We start from the raw sequence: 17,854 nt of genomic DNA on the forward strand, positions 1-17,854 counted from the left end.
TTCAGAGCCTACGAGTTGCCAGTGTCAGCCGGTCCCGCGCGTCGAAGAGCGCGTCCTTGACCATCTGTTCGTGCGCGGGCGTGAGCCGGGCCACCGGCACCGAGCAGCTGATCGCGTCGCGCGCGGGGGTGCGGTAGGGGATGGCCACGCCGAAGCAGCGCAGGCCAAGCGTGTTCTCCTCGCGGTCCACCGCGAACCCCTGCTCGCGCACCGCGTGCAGCTCCTCGATGAGCTTCTCGCGGTCGGTGATGGTGTGCTCGGTGAGCGCGGGCAGCGTCTCCGGGAGCAGCTTGCGGACCTGGTCGTCGGTGTGGGTGGCGAGCAGCGCCTTGCCGAGCGACGTGGAGTGCGCGGGGAGCCGGCGGCCGACGCGCGTGAAGGGCCGCAGGTAGTGCTGTGACTGGCGGGTGGCGAGGTAGACGACGTTCGTGCCGTCGAGCCGGGCGAGGTGGATGGTCTCCGTGGTGTCGTCGGCGAGCCGGTCCAGGGTCGGGCGGGCGGCGGCCACGACCTCGTCGCCGTCGATGTAGGACGTGCCGACGAGCAGGGCGCGCACCCCGATCCCGTACCGCGTGCCGGTGGCGTCCGTCTCGACCCAGCCGAGCTCGACCAGGGTCCGGAGCAGCATGTACAGACTCGACTTGGGATAGCCGACGGCCTCCTGCACCGCGGCCAGGGAGTGCATTCCGGGGCTGCCCGCGAAGTACTCGAGCAATTCCACCGTCCGCACCGCGGACTTGACCTGCGCACCGCCTCCGGTCTCGCCAGCCGACATCGCCCTTGACCCCTTTGAACGCAGAGAAATAGTCTCAACTCCCCGCCGTTCATCAGCGGAGACGGTGTTCAGCATATCGAACAGCCCTGGTGAGTGGCATACGTCTGGAAAGGGAATCCGCGGTGGCAGCAGCACCAGTCTGGAGTGTCGACCCCCGAACCGGGAAGCAGCGCGAGCAGGTCGCCGTGGAGGCCACGGCCGGGGAGGTCGACCGCGTGGTCCGCGCCGCCCGCGACGCCGCGCCCGCGCTCGCCGACCGCGCGGTCCGCGCCGCCTTCCTGCGCACCGCGGCCGATCTCCTCCAGGAGACGAAGGACCACCTCGTCGAGGCCGCGGACGCGGAGACCGCCCTCGGGCCCGTCCGGCTCACCGGCGAACTCGCCCGCACCTGCTACCAGTTGCGCGCCTTCGCGGACATAGTCGACGAGGGGGCCTTCCTCGGCGTCGTCATCGACCACCCGGACCCCTCGGCGACCCCGCCCATCCCCGACCTGCGCCGTTACAAGATCCCGCTCGGTGTCGTCGCGGTCTACTCCGCGTCCAACTTCCCCTTCGCCTTCTCCGTGCCCGGCGGCGACACCGCCAGCGCGCTCGCCGCGGGCTGCCCCGTGGTGGTCAAGGCCCACCCCGACCACCCGGGCACCTCCGAACTGGTCGCCTCCGTGCTGCGCAGGGCCGCCGTCGCGCACGGCATCCCCGAGGGCGTCCTCGGCCTCCTGCACGGCTTCGAGGCGGGCGTCGAACTGGTCAAGCACCCGCTGGTGTCCGGCGCGGGCTTCACCGGTTCCATCCGCGGCGGCCGTGCCCTCTTCGACGCGGCCGCCGCCCGGCCCGTCCCGATCCCCTTCCACGGCGAGCTCGGCTCCCTCAACCCCGTCGTCGTCACCGAGGCCGCGGCCGCCGAGCGCGGCGAGGAGATCGGCGCGGGACTCGCGGGTTCGATGACGCTCGGCGTCGGCCAGTTCTGCGTCAAGCCCGGCCTGGTCCTCGCCCCCCAGGGGGCGGGCGGCGACCGGCTCCTGAAGTCCCTGACCGAGGCCGTCAGCGACACCGAGGCCGGGGTGCTCCTGGACCACCGGATGCGGGACAACTTCGTCGCCGGGGTGCGCGAGCGCGCCGGACTCCCGGACGTGGAGGCGCCGGTGACCCCCGGCGCGGGCGGCGAGCACACCGTCAGCGCCGGATTCCTGACCGTCCCGGCCGAGCGCCTCGCCGACGAGGGGGCGTACGACCTGCTCCTGGAGGAGTGCTTCGGCCCGGTCACCGTCGTCGCCCGGTACGCCGACGCGGCGGAGATCACCGCCGTCCTCTCCCGCCTGCCCGGCAACCTCACCGCCACCGTGCAGCTCTCCTCGGACGAGGCGGCGGGGGAGAGCGGCCGGGGCGCCGAGCTGCTCGCCGAGCTCACCCCGCTCGCCGGGCGCGTCCTCGTCGACGGCTGGCCCACGGGCGTCGCCGTCGCCCCCGCCCAGCACCACGGCGGCCCCTACCCCGCGACCACGTCGACCTCGACGTCCGTGGGCGGCACGGCCGTCGAACGCTGGCTGCGCCCGGTCGCGTACCAGAACACTCCTGAGGCGCTGCTCCCGCCCGAGCTGCGCGACGACAACCCGCTGGGCCTGCCGCGGCGTTACGACGGGCGCCTGCAACACTGAGGCCATGGACCTCACCCTGCCCGAACTCCCCTTCCCGCTGCGCAGCTACGGCCCCGACGGCCACTGGTCGCACGAGGACGGTGTGCTCACCGGCTGGGCGGGGGCCCGCCAGGACCGCTTCGTGCCCCCGACGGGCGAGGCGCTGGAGCCCGCCTCCGACGCGCCCCGCCTGCTCGGCGCGCCGGAGGGCGACTTCCAGCTGATCGCCCGCGTCACGGTCGGCTTCGCCGCCGCCTTCGACGCGGGCGTGCTCTACCTCCACGTGGGGGAGCGGGAGTGGGCCAAGCTCTGCCTGGAGCGCTCCCCGGACGAGCCCACGATCTGCACGGTCGTCACCCGCGGCCACTCGGACGACGCCAACGCGTTCGTGGTGGACGGCAGCAGCGCCTGGCTGCGCATCAGCCGTACGGGGACGGCGTTCGCCTTCCACGCGTCGACGGACGGCGAGCGGTGGACGTTCGTGCGGATCTTCTCGCTCGGCGACCAGGAGTCGGCCGGTGCCGCGCTCGTCGGCTTCATGGCGCAGTCGCCCGTGGGGGAGGGCTGCGTGGTGACGTACGACCACATCGAGTTCCGCCCGAACTGGCCGAAGGGGCTGCGGGACGGCTCGTAGTCCCTGCTCGGACAGCCCCTGCTCGGACAGTCCCTGCTCGGACAGTCCCTGCTCAGAGCCCGACGCGGGTGCCGGTGACGGCCGCGCGCTCGATGGCGTCGAGCAGGCGCTGGCGCCGGACGGCGTGCGCGAAGTCCGGCGCCGAGGTGCCGCCCCCGGTCAGATCGCCGAGTATCCGCGCGTACTGCGCGCCCACGTTGTACGCGGGAAGCCCACGCACGTCGTCGAGCGCCGGCACGTCGAAGTAGCGGGCGGGTACGGGGAGTTCGGCGGCCGTCGTGTCCGCGCCCCGGGCGCCCCGCACGGTGAGCGCGGCCTGCTGGAGATGCCCGGAGTCCCCGGTGATCACCAGGTCGCCCTCCGTGCCGTTGATCTCCCAGTGGAAGTCAGTGCCCCGGGACAGCCCGGCACGGAAGTGCGCCGAGACGACGGCCCCCTCGCCGAGCCGCCCGCTCACCGCGATCTGGTCGTCGACGGTCATCGCGGCCGGGCGGCCCGTGCCCTCCTCGTGGACCACGGGACGCCGGGTCGCCAGGGTCGCCGAGACCTCGGTGAACTCGCCGAGCACCATGGAGACGGCGTCGATCGTGTGGCCGAAGGGGATGGTCAGCATGGTCGCGCCGTTCCGCTTGTCCAGCAGGTACTCGCCGGACGGCTCGAAGACGGGACCCCAGCGCCGCCCCGACGCGATGACGCTGCTCGACAGGACCTCACCGACGTAGCCGTCGGCGACGAGATCGCGGACGAACCGCACGGCGGGCGCCGAGCGGGCCTGCAGCCCCGTGAACGTCCGCACCCCCGCCCGGCCCGCGGCCGCCGCCAGCTCCTCCGCCTCGGCGAGGCCGTTGCCGAGCGGCCACTCCGAGAGCACCGCCTTGCCCGCGTCGAGCGCGGCCATGATCGCCTCGCGGTGCAGCGGCACCCGCACGCTCACCACGACGAGGTCGACCTCGTCGCTGCGGACGAGCTCCGCGGTCGAGCCGAAGGCCAGCGGCACCCCGTACTTCTCGCCCGCGGCCCGTGCCGATGCGTCGCTCGACGCGGACAGGGCGCGCAGCTCGTACCCGTCGAGGCGGGCCAGCGCGGGGACGTGGGAGTGGGGCGCCCAGCCGCCGCGGGCGGAGAGACCGACGAGACCGACACGGACGGGAGCGGTGAAGGAGTTCATGAGCGGGACGGTAGGAGGCGTCCCCTGATCACCCGCAAGGGCCCTCACTATATTTTGGAAACCATGACTGGTCAGACCCGTGCCGACCGCCACACCCGCCACGACATCTACGGCCTGCTCTGCCCGGGCCGCGCCGTCTTCGAGCTGCTCGCGAACAAGTGGACGGGCCTCGCGATCACCGCCCTGGAGGACGGACCGCGCCGCTTCGGCGAGCTGCGCCGCAAGCTGGAGGGCGTCAGCCCCAAGGTGCTCACCCGGACCCTGCGCCGCCTGGAGGAAAACGGCCTCGTCCGGCGCACGGTCTACGCCGAGGTCCCGCCCCGCGTCGAGTACGAACTGACCGAGCTCGGCCGCGGCGCCCTGGCACCCCTCGCCCACCTGCGCACCTGGATCAGGGCGAACACGGGCAGGTTCGCGGCCGCAGAGTCTCTGACAGGGGAATGAGGCGCTTACCCTTGGCGGCGTTCATATGCATTCGAAAAGGAGTGGAAAATGGCTAGGGCCACTGCGCGGCACATCTTGGTCGCGACCGAGACGGAAGCGCTCCAGCTGAAGGAGCAGATCGAGGGCGGTGCGGACTTCGCCGAGCTGGCCAAGAAGCACTCCTCGTGCCCCTCGTCGAGCGCCGGCGGCGACCTCGGCTCGTTCGGCCCGGGACAGATGGTGCCCGAGTTCGACCAGGTCGTCTTCTCGGCCCCGGTCGGCGAGGTCCAGGGCCCGGTGAAGACCCAGTTCGGGTCGCACCTCGTCGAGGTCACCAGCCGCCAGGACTGACGCGGTGTGCCGGGCCGCGCCGCGTCAGGCGCGGCCCGGTCCCGGCGCCGCGCCGGGCACTTCCCCGCGAGGGGAATGAGACGCTTCGGTCGTACGTTGACGGACTGAGCGGAGGCAGCCTCCGCACCGAACCGCTTCGTACCGTACGACCTGGAAAGAGCCACACATGCGCGTCGAGATCTGGAGCGACATCGCCTGCCCCTGGTGCTACGTGGGCAAGGCCCGCTTCGAGAAGGCTCTCGCCGCCTTCCCGCACCGTGACGGCGTCGAGGTCGTGCACCGCTCCTTCGAGCTGGACCCCACCCGCGCCAAGGGCGACACCGGCCTGGTGCTGCCGATGCTCATGGGGAAGTACGGCATGACCGAGGAGCAGGCCCGCGACGGCGAGCGGCGGCTCGGGGAGAACGCGGCCGCCGAGGGCCTCGACTACCGCACCGAGGGCCGCGACCACGGCAACACCTTCGACATGCACCGCCTCCTGCACTTCGCCAGGGAACAGGGCAGGCAGGACGAGCTGATCGGGCTGCTCTACCGCGCCAACTTCGCCGAGGAGCGGTCCGTCTTCGCGGACGACGAGCGCGTCGTGGAGCTCGCCGTCGAGGCGGGTCTCGACGAGAGCGAGGCGCGGGCCGTCCTCGCCGACCCCGAGCGGTACGCCGAAGACGTCCGCGCCGACGAGCGCGAGGCCGCCGAACTGGGCGCGAACGGCGTGCCGTTCTTCGTCCTCGACCGCAAGTACGGCATCTCCGGCGCCCAGCCCGCCGAGGTCTTCACCCAGGCCCTGGAGCAGGCGTGGGGCGCGCGCTCGCCGCTCACCACCCTCGCGCAGGCCGGCGAGGGCGACGCGTGCGGTCCCGACGGATGCGCGGTTCCGCAGGCCTGAAGCGCCACATAGGTTGATCCCCATGGAGTCCATGGGGATCAACAACGGCACCGAATTCGCTCCCACGTCGACGTATCTGAACACCGCGAGCTGCGGCCTGCTGCCCCGCCGCGCCATCGAGGCGGTGTGCGCGCTCGCCGCCGAGAACGGCGAGGGAAGGCCGGGCGGCGCGGGCGACTTCGAAGTGGTGGACCGGGCCAGGGCCGCCTTCGCCCGGCTCGCCGGGGTCCCGGACGGCCGCGTGGCGACCGGCGGTTCGGTCTCGGTGCACGCCGGGCTGATCGCCGCCTCCCTGCCGCCCGGCGCCGAAGTCCTCACCCCCGAGGGCGAGTTCGCGTCGATCGTGAACCCCTTCGTGCTCCGCGGCGACCTCAAGATGCGGTACGCGCCGCTGGACGAGCTCGCCGCGGCCATCACCCCGACGACCTCGCTCGTCTCCTTCTCCGCCGTCCAGTCGGCCGACGGCCGCACCGCCGACCTGGCGGCGGTCCGCGACGCGGCGGCCGCCCACGGCGCGCGCACCCTCCTCGACACCACGCAGTCGGCCGGCTGGCTGCCGTTCGACGCGGACGCGTACGACTACACCCTGACCGGCGCCTTCAAGTGGCTGCTGTGCCCGCGCGGCGTGTCGTTCCTGACGGTGCGGGAGGAGGCGCAGGAGTCCCTGGTCCCGCTGCACGGCGGCTGGCTCGCGGCGGCGGACACCTGGAACTCCACCTACGGACCGCTCTCCGAACTCGCCCCGGACGCCCGCCGGTTCGACGAACCCGTCGCCTTCCTCGCCTACCACGGGGCCGCCGCAGCGCTCACCCTCGTCGAGGAGACGGGCATCGACGCGATCCACGCCCACGACACCGCCCTCGCCGCCCGCTACCGCGCCGGACTCGCCGAACTGGGCCACACACCGGTGCCCGGCACCACACCCATCGTCTCGGTTCCCGGACTCGCAGAGCGGGCCCCCGAGCTGAGCCGCGCCGGCATCCTCACCTCGGCACGGGCGGGACACCTGAGGGCCGCGTTCCACCTGTACAACACCGAGGCGGATGTGGACCGGATCCTCGACGTGCTGTCCGGCTGAACCCTGGCGCGGCGGGCCGCGGGACGCCAGGCTTGGCAGTACTACGTGGTCGCGCGGCCGCGCGAGGTGGTGGTGCCGGTGGAGCCGTCCTCCGAGAGGCCGGGCACGTCCGACCTGCCCTACGGCCCCGCCCGTCAGCCCGCCGACGCCGACCTGCACCGGCGCCTGGTCTACGGCGACGAGGCGGCCCTCGCCGAGGCCTACGCCGCGTACGGCGTGCTCGTCCACCGCGTCGCCACCCGCGTCACCCGCAACCACACCGCCGCGGAGGACGTCACCCAGGAGGTCTTCGCCCACCTGTGGACCAGGCCCTACGCCTTCGACACCCGCCGCGGCAGCCTGCGCGGCTGGCTCTCGATGCTCGCCCACCGGCGCGCCGTGGACTGGGTGCGCGGCGAGGAGCGGCACCGCAAGGCCGCCCACGCCGACGAGACCGTCCTGCGCACGGCACCGGCACCCGGCCCCACCCCGGACGAGGCGATACTGGAACAGGAACGCTCCCTGCTCCTGCACTCCGCCCTCGCCCGGCTCCCGCTGCCCCAGCAGCAGGTGGTGCACCTCGCCTACTTCGCGGGCCGCACCTACCGGCAGGCCGCCGTCGAGCTCGGCATACCCGAAGGCACCGCGAAGACCCGCCTGCGAACGGCCCTGCGCACCCTGGCCGAGACCCTCGCGGACCCACCCCTGCGAGGTGAACTCCCTTGACCGGCAACCACGAAGCGGTACCGCACGAAGCGGCACCCCACGAAGCGGTACGCGAACTCCTCGGCGCCTGGGCCGTGGACGCCCTCATGCCCGGCGACGAGGCCGACGTCGTGCGGCACCTCGCCGCGTGCGAGCTCTGCGCCGCCGAGGCCGCCCGGCTGCGCGCCACGGTGCGGCACCTGGACGGTCCCGCCCCGCCGGAACCGGCGCCGGACGGCAGAGCCGGACAGCACGGGCTCTCCCTCGCCCTGCGCAGCCGCGCCCCCGCCCTGCGCACCGCCCCGCACGCCGCTCCCTACGCCGCCGCCGTGGCCGGACTCCAGGCGCTCCTGGGCGAACTGGACGAGCGCGGCTGGGGGACCCCTGTCGTACACGACTGGGACGTGCACGACACCGTCGCCCATCTGATCGCCGCCGACGAGCCGCTCGCCCGCCATCTGGGCCTGCCCGCGCGCGTGCCCTGCTCGCCGGCCCCGGGCGGGGCGCCGTGGCGTGCCGTGTGGGAGGCGCGCACCCGCGAGGTGATCCGCCGCGAACGGCCCCGGACGCCCGCGCAGACCGTCTCCACATGGCGGCTCCAGGCCGCCGGGCTGCTCTCCTCCCGGGCCGCCCACGACCCCGAACACGCCGCCCGCGCCACCGTGCTGGCCGGGGTGCGCCTCCCCGTCGCCGACCACTTCCTGACCCGCGCCTTCGAGACCTGGGTGCACGCCGACGACATCGGCGTCGCCCTCGACCGCCCCGTGCCCCCGCCGCCCTCCCCGCACCTGTGGCAGCTCGTGCGGCTCGGCATCCGGCTCCTCGGCCCGGCCCTCGGCCCGCAGGCCCCGGCCGTCGCGCTCACCGTCGCGGGGGACGGCGACGAGAAGGAGTGGGTGCTGGGCAGCTCGGACGACCCGGTGCGGGCCGAACTGGTCCTCGCCCCCGTCGACTTCTGCCTGCTGGTGGGCGGCCGCCGCGCGCCGGACCAGGTGCCGCGCGGGACGGCGGGCGACGAGTCGGCGGTACGCCGGGTCCTGGCCAGAGCAGCCTCACTGGCGTGGCTGTGACTCCGCCCCGTCAGGGGCCGTGGGGGACTGCGAGCTGAGCCCCCACTGGCCCGCGGTTGAGTCTGTGGCGGGTCGTGCCCCGTCAGGGGCGCGGGGAACTGCGCGCCCACGCGCCCAGCCTTCACGGGCCCGCGGCGGCGTCTGCGGCGTCTGCGGCATCTGCGGCGGCAGGCTCCGCGACGTGGCTGCGGCCCGGCGGGGAAGGCCCGCGGCGGGGTCGGCCCGGAGGCGAGTGCGGGGTCCGGGGGTGAGTGCGGGGTCCGGGGGCGCGCGGGGTCCGGGGGCGCGCGGGGCCCAGGGGGGTGCGCGGGGCTAGCCCCGCGTCTTCCGCTCCGGGCAGTCCTCCGTCTCCTTGCAGAGGTTCGTCTCGACCTTTCCGAGCAGCCTGAGGAGATCCGCGCGCTCGGTCTCGTCCAGGCCGGTCAGCGTATGGCCCTCCAGCTCGCCCCACGCGCGCTCCACCTGGGCGAGCAGCCCGCAGCTGGCCGCGCTGGCCTCGACGAGCACGGCCCGCCGGTCGGCAGGGTCGGGACGCCGCCGCACATGTCCGGCCTGCTCCAGGCGCTGCAGCATCTTCGTGACCGTGGAGGGGTCGAGGTCGACCGCCTTGATCAGCTCGGACTGCCGCACCGGGCCCGCTTCCCACAGGTGCATCATCACGAACTCCTGGCCGGGGTAGAGCCCGAGCCCCTTCAGGACCTTGCCCGCCGCGATGCGGTGCAGCCGGGCCACCCGGCTGACGGCGAGACTGACGGGTCCCGCGTCGGCGACACCGGATGCCCCGGGCCTACAGACGGGGTCGGCCGGGGGTGCCTGCACGGTGTCGGCCTTCATACGAGCTCCTGTTCTCGACGTCCTCGAAAACTTTACCTTGGTCGGCCAATGAATGCGCTACAGTGACAACCGGCGCGAATGATTGGCCGACCACATAAACCAGCCCGGGAGTTCTGATGACCACCGCGTTCGACCCGATCGACCTGTCCGGCATCCAGCTCGGCAACCGCATCGCCATGGCCCCCATGACCCGCAGCCGCGCCGGTGAGGGCGGGGTCGCCACCGATCTGACCGTCGAGTACTACGCCCAGCGTGCGTCCGCGGGCCTGATCATCACCGAGGGTATCCAGCCTTCTGTGGTCGGCCAGGGATACCCGGACACTCCGGGGCTGCACACCGCCGAGCAGATCGCCTCCTGGCGCAAGGTGACCGACGCCGTGCACGCTGCGGGCGGCAAGATCTTCGCCCAGCTCATGCACACCGGCCGCATCGGCCACCCCGTGCTGCTGCCGGACGGCCTGACCAACGTCGCCCCGTCGCCCGTCGCCGCCGCGGGGCAGGTCTACACCGCCGAGGGTCCCAAGGACTTCATCACCCCGCGCGAGCTGACCGGCGCCGAGGTCCGCGCCACCATCGACGACTTCGTCACCGCCGCGCGGGGCGCCGTAGACGCGGGCTTCGACGGCGTCGAGCTGCACGGCGCCAACGGCTATCTGATCCACCAGTTCCTCGCGCCCGGCTCCAACCGCCGCACCGACGAGTGGGGCGGCTCCGTCGAGAACCGCATCCGCTTCGCCGTCGAGGTGGCCTCGGCCGTCGCCGCGGAGATCGGCGCCGCCCGCACCGGCTTCCGCGCCTCGCCCGGCAACCCCTTCAACGACATCTCCGAGCCCGACCCGGAGCCGACGTACACCGCGCTGGTGAAGGAGCTGGCCGGTCTCGACCTCGCGTACCTGCACGTCATGGAGGTCGGCGGGATCCGCGAACTGACCGTACGGCTGCGCCAGGAGTTCGGCGGCGCCTTCCTCCTGAACCCCGCGACCGAGGGGCCCACCGGCCACGACGCGCTCGCCCTGATCGAGGACGGCACCGCGGACCTCATCACGTTCGGCGCGCTCTTCCTCGCCAACCCCGACCTGCCGGCCCGGCTGCGGACCGAAGGGCCGTACAACACGCCGGACCCGGCGACCTTCTACGGCGGCACCGCGAAGGGGTACACGGACTACCCGGCGCTGTAACCGGACGCGTACGGCACGCACAGCGAGCCGGCCCGGCACCCACGGGGGGTACCGGGCCGGCTCGCTGTCCGCGCTGGATCACTCCACGCTCACTCCGTGCTCACCGCACCGGGGTGAAGTCCCGCGCCCCGATGTACTCGGGCCGGCGCACCGGCGCCGAGAACGGCTCCACCGCGGTGTTCTCCACGCTGTTGAACACGATGAAGACGTTGCTGCGCGGGTACGGGGTGATGTTGTCCCCCGAACCGTGCATGGCGTTGCAGTCGAACCAGGTTGCCGAGCCGGCCTCACCCGTGAACAGGCGGATGCCGTAGTCCGACGCGAGGTGCGTGAGCGTCTCGTTCGACGGGATGCCCGCGTCCTGCATCTGCAGCGACCGCTTGTAGTTGTCCTCCGGCGTGGCGCCCGCGCAGCCGAGGAACGTCTTGTGCGACCCCGGCATGATCATGAGACCGCCGTTGGTGTCGTGGTTCTTCGTCAGCGCGATCGACACCGAGACGGTCCGCATGTTCGGCAGGCCGTCCTCCGCGTGCCAGGTCTCGAAGTCGGAGTGCCAGTAGAACCCGGAGGCGCCGAAGCCCGGCTTCACGTTGATCCGGGACTGGTGGACGTACACGTCCGAGCCGAGGATCTGCCGGGCCCTGCCGACGACCCGCGGGTCCGCCGCCAGCTTGCCGAAGAGCTCACTGATCTTGTGCACCTCGAAGATCGACCGGATCTCCTGGGAGCGCGGCTCGACGATGGAGCGCTCGTTCGCGCGCATCGCCGGGTCGTTCATGAGCCGCTCCAGCTCGGCGTGGTACATCGCCACTTCGTCCGGGGTGATCAACTGGTCGATCGCCAGGAAACCGTCCCGCTCGAACCCCGCCAGGTCCCCGGGCGTGATCGGCCCTGCCGCACCCGGCTCGGACCACACCACGGGGTCCTTGCGTTCGATGAGCACCTCTTCGGCGCCTCGGGTCGGGTACAGGTCGCTGGTGCGTTCGGGTGCGGTGGTCATGGTGTTGCCTGCCTCTCCTCTCGTACGGCCCTGTTCGGGATGTAGGTCGTGGTCAGACCGCGTCCGGCTCCGTGAGCAGCGGGTACACGCCGTTCTCGTCGTGGTCCTCGCGACCGGTGACGGGCGGGTTGAAGACACACAGGCAGTGGAAGTCTTCCTTGATCCGCATGGTGTGCTTCTCGTGCCCGTCGAGCAGGTACATCGTGCCCGGCGTGATCGTGTACTTCTCGCCGGTCGTGTCGTCGGTCAGCTCCGCCTCCCCCTTGGTGCAGACGACGGCCTCGATGTGGTTCGCGTACCACATCGACGTCTCCGTACCCGCGTACAGGATGGTCTCGTGCAGCGAGAAGCCGACGCGCTCCTTGGCGAGAACGATGCGCTTGCTCTCCCAGGTGCCCGAAGCGGCCTTCACGTGCCGGTCGGTGCCTTCAATGTCCTTGAACGAACGGACGATCACGGTGAGTTGGTTCCTTTTCTCTTACGGTGCCGGGGGCTCGGTAGCGCGCTCGGTCAGGCGGTCTCGCGAACCGCGCGGGCCAGCGTGCGCAGCCCCTCGTCCAGCTCGTCGGGGGTGATCGTCAGCGCCGGAAGGAGCTTGACGACCTCACCCTCGGGGCCGGAGGTCTCGATGAGCAGGCCCAGTTCGAAGGCCCGCTTCGCCACGGCGCTCGCCCGGTCCTTGTCCAGGAACTCGATGCCCCAGACCAGACCGCGGCCGCGGAACTCCTTGATCTCGGCGCGGTTCTCCTCGACGATCGCGGAGAGCACCTGCTCGACCTGCTCGCCGCGGGCGCGGGTCTGCTTCTCCATCGCCGAGCCGTCGGCCCAGTAGGTCTCCAGGGCGGCGGCGGCCGTCACGAACGCCGGGTTGTTGCCGCGGAACGTGCCGTTGTGCTCGCCCGGCTCCCACACGTCGAGCTCCGGCTTGAACATGCACAGCGACATGGGCAGGCCGTAGCCGCTGATGGACTTCGACACCGTCACGATGTCCGGCGTGATGCCCGCCTCCTCGAAGGAGAAGAAGGCACCGGTGCGGCCGCAGCCCATCTGGATGTCGTCGACGATCAGGAGCATGTCCCAGCGCTCGCACACGTCGGCGAGCTTGCGCAGCCACTCGGCGCGGGCGACGTTGATGCCGCCCTCGCCCTGCACCGTCTCGACGATCACGGCGGCGGGCTGGTTGAGGCCGGAGCCCTGGTCCTCCAGAAGCCGCTCGAACCAGATGAAGTCGGGGGTCTGTCCGTCGAGGTAGTTGTCGAACGGCATCGGCGTGCCGTGCACCAGCGGGATGCCGGCGCCCGCCCGCTTGAACGCGTTGCCGGTCACGGCGAGCGAGCCGAGCGACATGCCGTGGAAGGCGTTCGTGAACGACACGATCGACTCGCGGCCCTTGACCTTGCGGGCCAGCTTCAGCGCCGATTCCACGGCGTTGGTGCCCGTCGGGCCCGGGAACATGACCTTGTACGGCAGGTCGCGGGGGCGCAGGATGACGTTCTGGAAGGTCTCGAGGAAGGCGCGCTTCGCGGTCGTCGACATGTCGAGACCGTGCGTGACGCCGTCCCGCTCGATGTAGTCGATCAGGGCGCGTTTCAGGACCGGGTTGTTGTGCCCGTAGTTGAGCGAGCCGGCACCGGCGAAGAAGTCGAGGTACTCGTGGCCGTCCTCGTCGTACATGCGGCTGCCCTGCGCGCGGTCGAAGACCGTAGGCCAACCGCGGCAGTAGCTGCGCACCTCCGACTCCAGGGTCTCGAAGACGCTCAGGTCGGGCTGGGTGATGGTCACAGCAGATCTCCTGGGAGATGGAAAGACGTGGGAGGTGGGGGGAGTTACGGGTGTTGCGTGGTGCTGGGGAAGCATGTGGGGGAAGCGAGGGGGATCAGTGGCCGAGCGGACCGATGCGGTACAGCACCTCGGGCTCGTGGCCGTCGTCGGGGAAGAGCCCCGCGTCGAACAGGACCTTCCGCTCGACCGACGCGCCGTGTCGCCGCGCGAAGGAGAGGAAGAGCCGCTCGGACGCGGTGTTCGAGGGCGCGATCGTCGTCTCGATCCTGGTCAGCGCTCGGCCCGCGGCGATCCTCGAGGTCAGTCCCTCAAGCAGGGCGCCGGCCAGACCGCGGCCACGCTGACCGTGGTCGACGGCCACCTGCCAGACCATCAGGACGTCGGGGTGCTCGGGCCGGATGTAGCCGGTGATGAACCCGACCGTCTCCCCGTCGGCGTCCCGGGCCACGACGGACGTGGCCGCGAAGTCACGGCACCACAGCAGATAGCTGTAGGACGAGTTCAGGTCGAGCACCTTGGAGTCGCGGGCGATCCGCCAGATCGCGGCGCCGTCGGCGACGTCGGGACTGTCCAGTCGCAGCCCCTCCGGCATTTTCAGGAATTTCGCTTGCAGGTCGGTCGGTAGATCGGCTTGTGCAGCGGTCATGCGGATTGAATTTACCGAGCAATTTCTCGGATTGCATCGGGGGGAGGGGTTACGTGAGAGCGTTCTATGTGTTATCACGCGGGGGTGCGCGCCCGCATGAGCTCTCGCCGTTTTGGGGTATTTTCGCCCGGATTTAAAACGCAAAACGGGCGTGCTGTGGAGTACGTCACACAGGTGCGACCCACTGGAGGCGTGTCCGAATTGTGGTGTTTGGTGCTGTCGAAATCTTAGTGTTTAGGTCCCCGGAAAGCGGGCAGAAGAATACGGGAAGCTGTGCTTGTCGAGTTTATAAATAATTCGTGAGAACGCACGCGGGAATTCAAAGAGCGGCAAAGGAGTGGAGGGGTGGATTCACGATCCGGTGACCCCGTCCAGCCGCTCCCTGAGGAGATCGGCGTGGCCGTTGTGCCGGGCGTACTCCTCGATGAGATGCACGATGATCCAGCGCAGGCTGACGACGTCCTCGCCACCAGTGACGGCCGCCTCCTCGGCGCCGAGCCGCCCCGTGTCGTCGAGCGAACGCCCCGCGCAGAGCTTCCGGTTCACCGCGACCTCGTGCTCCCACACCGCGAGCACCTCGGCGAACGTTCTCGACCGGTCCAGGGTGAAGCCACTGCGGTCCCCGTAGAGCGGCGCCACGTCGCGCTGCGCGAACACCCGTTGAATCCAGTTCCGTTCGACCTCGGCGAGGTGCTGCACCAGACCGAACAGCGAGAGCGCGGACGGCTCGACGGACGTGCGCAGCGCCTGTTCGTCGTCGACCCCCGCGCACTTCAGCGCCAGCGTAGCGCGGTGGAGGTCGAGCCAACCCGCCAGCATGGCGGGCTCGTCGGCGGTCAGGGGCGGGATGCGGCGGCCGTCCGGGAGCGTGGTCATGACAGGCGCACTGCCATGGGGCGGCGGGCGGCCGCACCGGATTCGTGCGGGCCGCGGAGGCTGGGGCGCGCGGCTGCGTTGGCGGGGGGCCGGGCAGGCCGAGCCGGGGCGAGTCCGGCTCCGAGATCCGGCACCGGCTCTGCGCCCTGGCAAGGCGCCGGCTCCGAGCCCTCCACCCGCACCGGCTGTACGACCGGGACCAGCCCTGAGAACGGCACCGGCTCCGCGACCGGCACCGGCCCCGGTTCTGCGACCGGCAGGGCGCCAGTGGTGCCGTGCTCGGCGTCAGCTCTGCGACCGGCACCGGCACAGCCCTGCGGCCCGGCACCGGCTCCGAGGTCGCCACTCTGCCCGGCACCGCTACCGGAGCCGGGCAGAGTGACGAAGGTGGGTGTCCGGTGCCGGGGCGGGGGAGGCGTCAGCTCCAGGCGTTCGTCACCGCGCGGCGGGCCGACTCCAGGTCGATCGTGAGGCCGGCCTCGCCCATCACGGCGCCCAGGGCGGCGATGCAGGCGTGCACCACACCCCGGGTCGCGTCCGGCCCGTAGTGGTTGACCCGGATCATCTCCTTGGCCAGCGCCCCGCCCCCGGCGACCAGTGGAAGCACCGGGTCCGCGGCGAGCGCCCTGGCCACCAGGTCCGAGGCGTCCACGCCCGACGGCGCCCGCAGGGTGGTGGCGACCGGCGCCGCGTCGGACGCCTCGCGCACGTACGGCTCCAGGCCTCCGCCGAGCGCGAGCGCCCCCGCACGGGTGGCGGCGGCCGCGGTGGCGTGCCGCGCCATCAGGGCGTCCAGGCCCTCCGTCTCGATGCGCTCCACGCACGCCTCGAGCGCCAGCATCTCCAGCTGGGCGGGAGCGTGCAGCAGCGCCTTCCTGCCGCCGTCGATCCAGCGCTCCTTCCAGTCGAGGAGGGAGAGGTAGGAGCGGCGCGGCGCCTGCGGGTTGGCGGCGATGCGCTCCCACGCCCGCTCGCTCACGGAGACCGCGGAGACACCGGCAGGACCGCCCATCGCCTTCTGCGCGCCGATCACGCACAGGTCCACGCCCCACGCGTCCGGCAGCAGCGGCTCGGCGGCCACCGAGGCGACCGCGTCCAGCATGAACAGCGCCCCGTGCTCCCGCGCGACCGCGCCGATCTCCGCGACGGGGTTGGTGTTGCCGGTCGCGGCCTCCGCGTGCACCAGCGACACGAAGTCGATCTCCGGGTGCTCGGCGAACGCCTGACGCACCTGGTCGGCGGTGACGGCGGTGTGGAACGGCACGGCGAGGTCGATCACCGTCGCGCCGCAGTCGCGCAGCCAGTTCCCGAAGGTCTGGCCGTACGGCCCCGTGATCACGTTCAGCGCGGTCGTGCCCGGCCGCGCCGCGCCCCGGATGCATCCCTCCAGGGGCAGCAGCGCCTCGCCCTGCATGATCACGACGTCCTGCTCGGTGTCGAGCAGCCGGGCCACCCGCGCCTCGATGGCGGCGAAGTGCTGGGCGCTCAGGGGCGCCAGGTCCAGAAAGGGGTGCGTCACAGTACTGCTCACGTCACTGCTCACTTCGCTCACGAGTTCGTTCGGGCTGCGGTACCGAGCCTACCGACCGGCCCCGTACCGGGCGTTCCGAGTGCCTCCTAAGCTGCTGTCCATGAGCGATCACGCGGTGCTGCACGTGAAGGGGCGGGTGCTCGTCGGGCCCGATGACGTACGGGACGAGCTGTGGGTGGTCGGGGGGAGGGTGACGTACGACCGCCCCGTCGGCACGGCCGCGGACGACGTCCGCACGGTCGAGGGCTGGACGCTGCCCGGCCTGGTCGACGCGCACTGCCACGTGGGCCTGGACGCGCACGGCCCCGTCGACGCGGCCACCGCCGAGAAGCAGGCCCTCACCGACCGCGAGATCGGCGCCCTCCTCATCCGCGACGCGGGCTCGCCCTCCGACACCCGCTGGATCGACGACCGCGAGGACCTCCCGAAGATCATCCGCGCGGGCCGCCACATCGCCCGTACGCGCCGCTACATCCGCAACTACGCCCACGAGATCGAGCCCGAGGACCTCGTGGAGTACGTGGCCCGGGAGGCGCGGCGCGGCGACGGCTGGGTCAAGCTCGTCGGCGACTGGATCGACCGCGAGGCCGGCGACCTGGCCGCGTGCTGGCCCCGCGGGGCGGTCGAGGCGGCGATCGCGGAGGCGCATCGCCTGGGCGCCCGCGTCACCGCCCACTGCTTCGCCGAGGACTCCCTGCGCGACCTGGTCGAGGCGGGCATCGACTGCATCGAGCACGCCACGGGCCTGACCGAGGAGACCATCCCGCTCTTCGCCGAGCGCGGCGTCGCCATCGTCCCCACGCTGGTCAACATCGCCACGTTCCCGGGCCTGGCTGCGGGCGGCGAGGCGAAGTTCCCGCGCTGGTCGCGGCACATGCGGCAGCTGTACGACCGCCGCTACGACACCGTGCGCGCGGCATACGACGCGGGCGTCCCGGTCTACGCGGGCACCGACGCGGGCGGCTCCCTCGCCCACGGCCTGGTCGCGGCGGAGATCGTCGAGCTGACCCGCGCGGGCATCCCCGCGGTGGACGCACTCTCCGCGACGACGTGGGGTGCGCGGGAGTGGCTGGGGCGCCCGGGGCTCGCGGAGGGCGCGCCGGCGGACCTCGTGGTGTACGAGGCGGACCCCCGGCAGGACGTACGGGTGCTGGGGGCGCCGCGGAGGGTCGTGCTCAACGGCAGGGTGGTGGGTTGACCGGGGCGTTACGCGCTGCCGGTGTGGCTCGTTGGAGCTGCCCACGTGGAGGGCTCGCGTCAACTTCCGTGCGTGGTGGGCGTGGTGGGCGGGGTGCGTGGGCGGTGTG

At 72.2% G+C, this 17,854-nt stretch carries 19 protein-coding genes; 10 read left to right on the forward strand and 9 right to left on the reverse strand.

The window, feature by feature from the left end; all coding sequences use genetic code 11:
• Window position 1 precedes the first annotated feature (1 nt).
• Window positions 2–775 carry an IclR family transcriptional regulator gene (locus tag AB0N81_RS08715; RefSeq protein ID WP_365356860.1) on the reverse strand — a complete coding sequence of 258 codons (774 nt, stop codon included), beginning with the start codon at window positions 773–775 and terminating at the stop codon, window positions 2–4.
• A 122-nt stretch (window positions 776–897) separates the two neighbouring features.
• Here AB0N81_RS08715 and AB0N81_RS08720 point away from each other — a divergent pair, with 122 nt between their 5' ends.
• Window positions 898–2,430, forward strand: a complete 1,533-nt coding sequence (locus tag AB0N81_RS08720; RefSeq protein ID WP_365356862.1) for an aldehyde dehydrogenase (NADP(+)) — start codon at window positions 898–900, stop codon at window positions 2,428–2,430.
• Window positions 2,431–2,434: 4 nt separating this feature from the next.
• Entirely contained in the window at window positions 2,435–3,043 is a 609-nt protein-coding gene (locus tag AB0N81_RS08725) for a DUF1349 domain-containing protein (RefSeq protein ID WP_365356863.1), read from the forward strand.
• A gap of 52 nt (window positions 3,044–3,095) precedes the next feature.
• Here the strand turns inward: AB0N81_RS08725 and AB0N81_RS08730 are convergent, their stop codons facing one another.
• Window positions 3,096–4,211 carry a Gfo/Idh/MocA family oxidoreductase gene (locus AB0N81_RS08730; RefSeq protein ID WP_365356864.1) on the reverse strand — a complete coding sequence of 372 codons (1,116 nt, stop codon included), beginning with the start codon at window positions 4,209–4,211 and terminating at the stop codon, window positions 3,096–3,098.
• Window positions 4,212–4,274: 63 nt separating this feature from the next.
• On the opposite strand from AB0N81_RS08730, the gene AB0N81_RS08735 reads away from it, so the two are divergent.
• The 6 genes from AB0N81_RS08735 to AB0N81_RS08760 all read left to right on the forward strand — a co-directional run bounded on the left by AB0N81_RS08735 (window position 4,275) and on the right by AB0N81_RS08760 (window position 8,700).
• Window positions 4,275–4,655 carry a helix-turn-helix domain-containing protein gene (locus AB0N81_RS08735; protein ID WP_365356865.1) on the forward strand — a complete coding sequence of 127 codons (381 nt, stop codon included), beginning with the start codon at window positions 4,275–4,277 and terminating at the stop codon, window positions 4,653–4,655.
• 48 nt (window positions 4,656–4,703) lie between these two features.
• On the forward strand, window positions 4,704–4,985 hold the full coding sequence (locus tag AB0N81_RS08740) for a peptidylprolyl isomerase (protein WP_365356868.1): 282 nt from the start codon (window positions 4,704–4,706) through the stop codon (window positions 4,983–4,985).
• Window positions 4,986–5,151: 166 nt separating this feature from the next.
• Window positions 5,152–5,868: a DsbA family oxidoreductase gene (locus tag AB0N81_RS08745; RefSeq protein WP_365356870.1), complete on the forward strand. Its 717-nt coding sequence runs from the start codon at window positions 5,152–5,154 to the stop codon at window positions 5,866–5,868.
• A gap of 22 nt (window positions 5,869–5,890) precedes the next feature.
• Entirely contained in the window at window positions 5,891–6,946 is a 1,056-nt protein-coding gene (locus tag AB0N81_RS08750; RefSeq protein ID WP_365356872.1) for an aminotransferase class V-fold PLP-dependent enzyme, read from the forward strand.
• A gap of 114 nt (window positions 6,947–7,060) precedes the next feature.
• The gene (locus AB0N81_RS08755; protein WP_365357027.1) at window positions 7,061–7,651 is read left to right on the forward strand and encodes a sigma-70 family RNA polymerase sigma factor; all 591 of its coding nucleotides are present in this window, start codon (window positions 7,061–7,063) and stop codon (window positions 7,649–7,651) included.
• Window positions 7,648–8,700 (forward strand): maleylpyruvate isomerase family mycothiol-dependent enzyme, encoded by a 1,053-nt coding sequence (locus AB0N81_RS08760; protein ID WP_365356873.1) that lies wholly within the window; start codon window positions 7,648–7,650, stop codon window positions 8,698–8,700. The genes AB0N81_RS08755 and AB0N81_RS08760 overlap by 4 nt, the downstream gene beginning before the upstream one ends.
• Window positions 8,701–9,012: 312 nt before the next feature.
• Here the strand turns inward: AB0N81_RS08760 and AB0N81_RS08765 are convergent, their stop codons facing one another.
• A complete protein-coding gene (locus AB0N81_RS08765; RefSeq protein ID WP_365356875.1) occupies window positions 9,013–9,534 on the reverse strand; it encodes a MarR family winged helix-turn-helix transcriptional regulator in 522 nt (173 codons plus the stop codon).
• Between the two features lie 116 nt (window positions 9,535–9,650).
• Between AB0N81_RS08765 and AB0N81_RS08770 the strand changes: the two genes are divergently transcribed.
• Complete coding sequence (locus AB0N81_RS08770) at window positions 9,651–10,712, forward strand: alkene reductase (protein WP_365356876.1); 1,062 nt, start codon at window positions 9,651–9,653, stop codon at window positions 10,710–10,712.
• A 100-nt stretch (window positions 10,713–10,812) separates the two neighbouring features.
• Here AB0N81_RS08770 and thpD read toward each other — a convergent pair whose 3' ends face one another.
• The 6 genes from thpD to AB0N81_RS08800 form a co-directional block, all read right to left on the reverse strand.
• Window positions 10,813–11,712 carry an ectoine hydroxylase gene (gene thpD, locus AB0N81_RS08775; RefSeq protein ID WP_365356878.1) on the reverse strand — a complete coding sequence of 300 codons (900 nt, stop codon included), beginning with the start codon at window positions 11,710–11,712 and terminating at the stop codon, window positions 10,813–10,815.
• A gap of 52 nt (window positions 11,713–11,764) precedes the next feature.
• Complete coding sequence (locus tag AB0N81_RS08780; RefSeq protein ID WP_362996944.1) at window positions 11,765–12,169, reverse strand: ectoine synthase; 405 nt, start codon at window positions 12,167–12,169, stop codon at window positions 11,765–11,767.
• 53 nt (window positions 12,170–12,222) lie between these two features.
• Complete coding sequence (ectB, locus tag AB0N81_RS08785) at window positions 12,223–13,494, reverse strand: diaminobutyrate--2-oxoglutarate transaminase (RefSeq protein ID WP_365356879.1); 1,272 nt, start codon at window positions 13,492–13,494, stop codon at window positions 12,223–12,225.
• Between the two features lie 94 nt (window positions 13,495–13,588).
• Window positions 13,589–14,140: a diaminobutyrate acetyltransferase gene (ectA, locus tag AB0N81_RS08790; protein ID WP_365356881.1), complete on the reverse strand. Its 552-nt coding sequence runs from the start codon at window positions 14,138–14,140 to the stop codon at window positions 13,589–13,591.
• 351 nt (window positions 14,141–14,491) lie between these two features.
• Window positions 14,492–15,016: a DinB family protein gene (locus AB0N81_RS08795; RefSeq protein WP_365356882.1), complete on the reverse strand. Its 525-nt coding sequence runs from the start codon at window positions 15,014–15,016 to the stop codon at window positions 14,492–14,494.
• 418 nt (window positions 15,017–15,434) lie between these two features.
• Window positions 15,435–16,535, reverse strand: coding sequence for an aminotransferase class V-fold PLP-dependent enzyme (locus AB0N81_RS08800; protein WP_365357029.1), 1,101 nt, complete (start codon window positions 16,533–16,535; stop codon window positions 15,435–15,437).
• Between the two features lie 112 nt (window positions 16,536–16,647).
• On the opposite strand from AB0N81_RS08800, the gene AB0N81_RS08805 reads away from it, so the two are divergent.
• Window positions 16,648–17,745 carry an amidohydrolase family protein gene (locus AB0N81_RS08805; protein WP_365356884.1) on the forward strand — a complete coding sequence of 366 codons (1,098 nt, stop codon included), beginning with the start codon at window positions 16,648–16,650 and terminating at the stop codon, window positions 17,743–17,745.
• Window positions 17,746–17,854: the final 109 nt, after the last annotated feature.

The sequence above is a fragment of the Streptomyces sp. NPDC093510 genome, from assembly GCF_040683555.1.
Classification (GTDB): Bacteria; Actinomycetota; Actinomycetes; order Streptomycetales; family Streptomycetaceae; genus Streptomyces.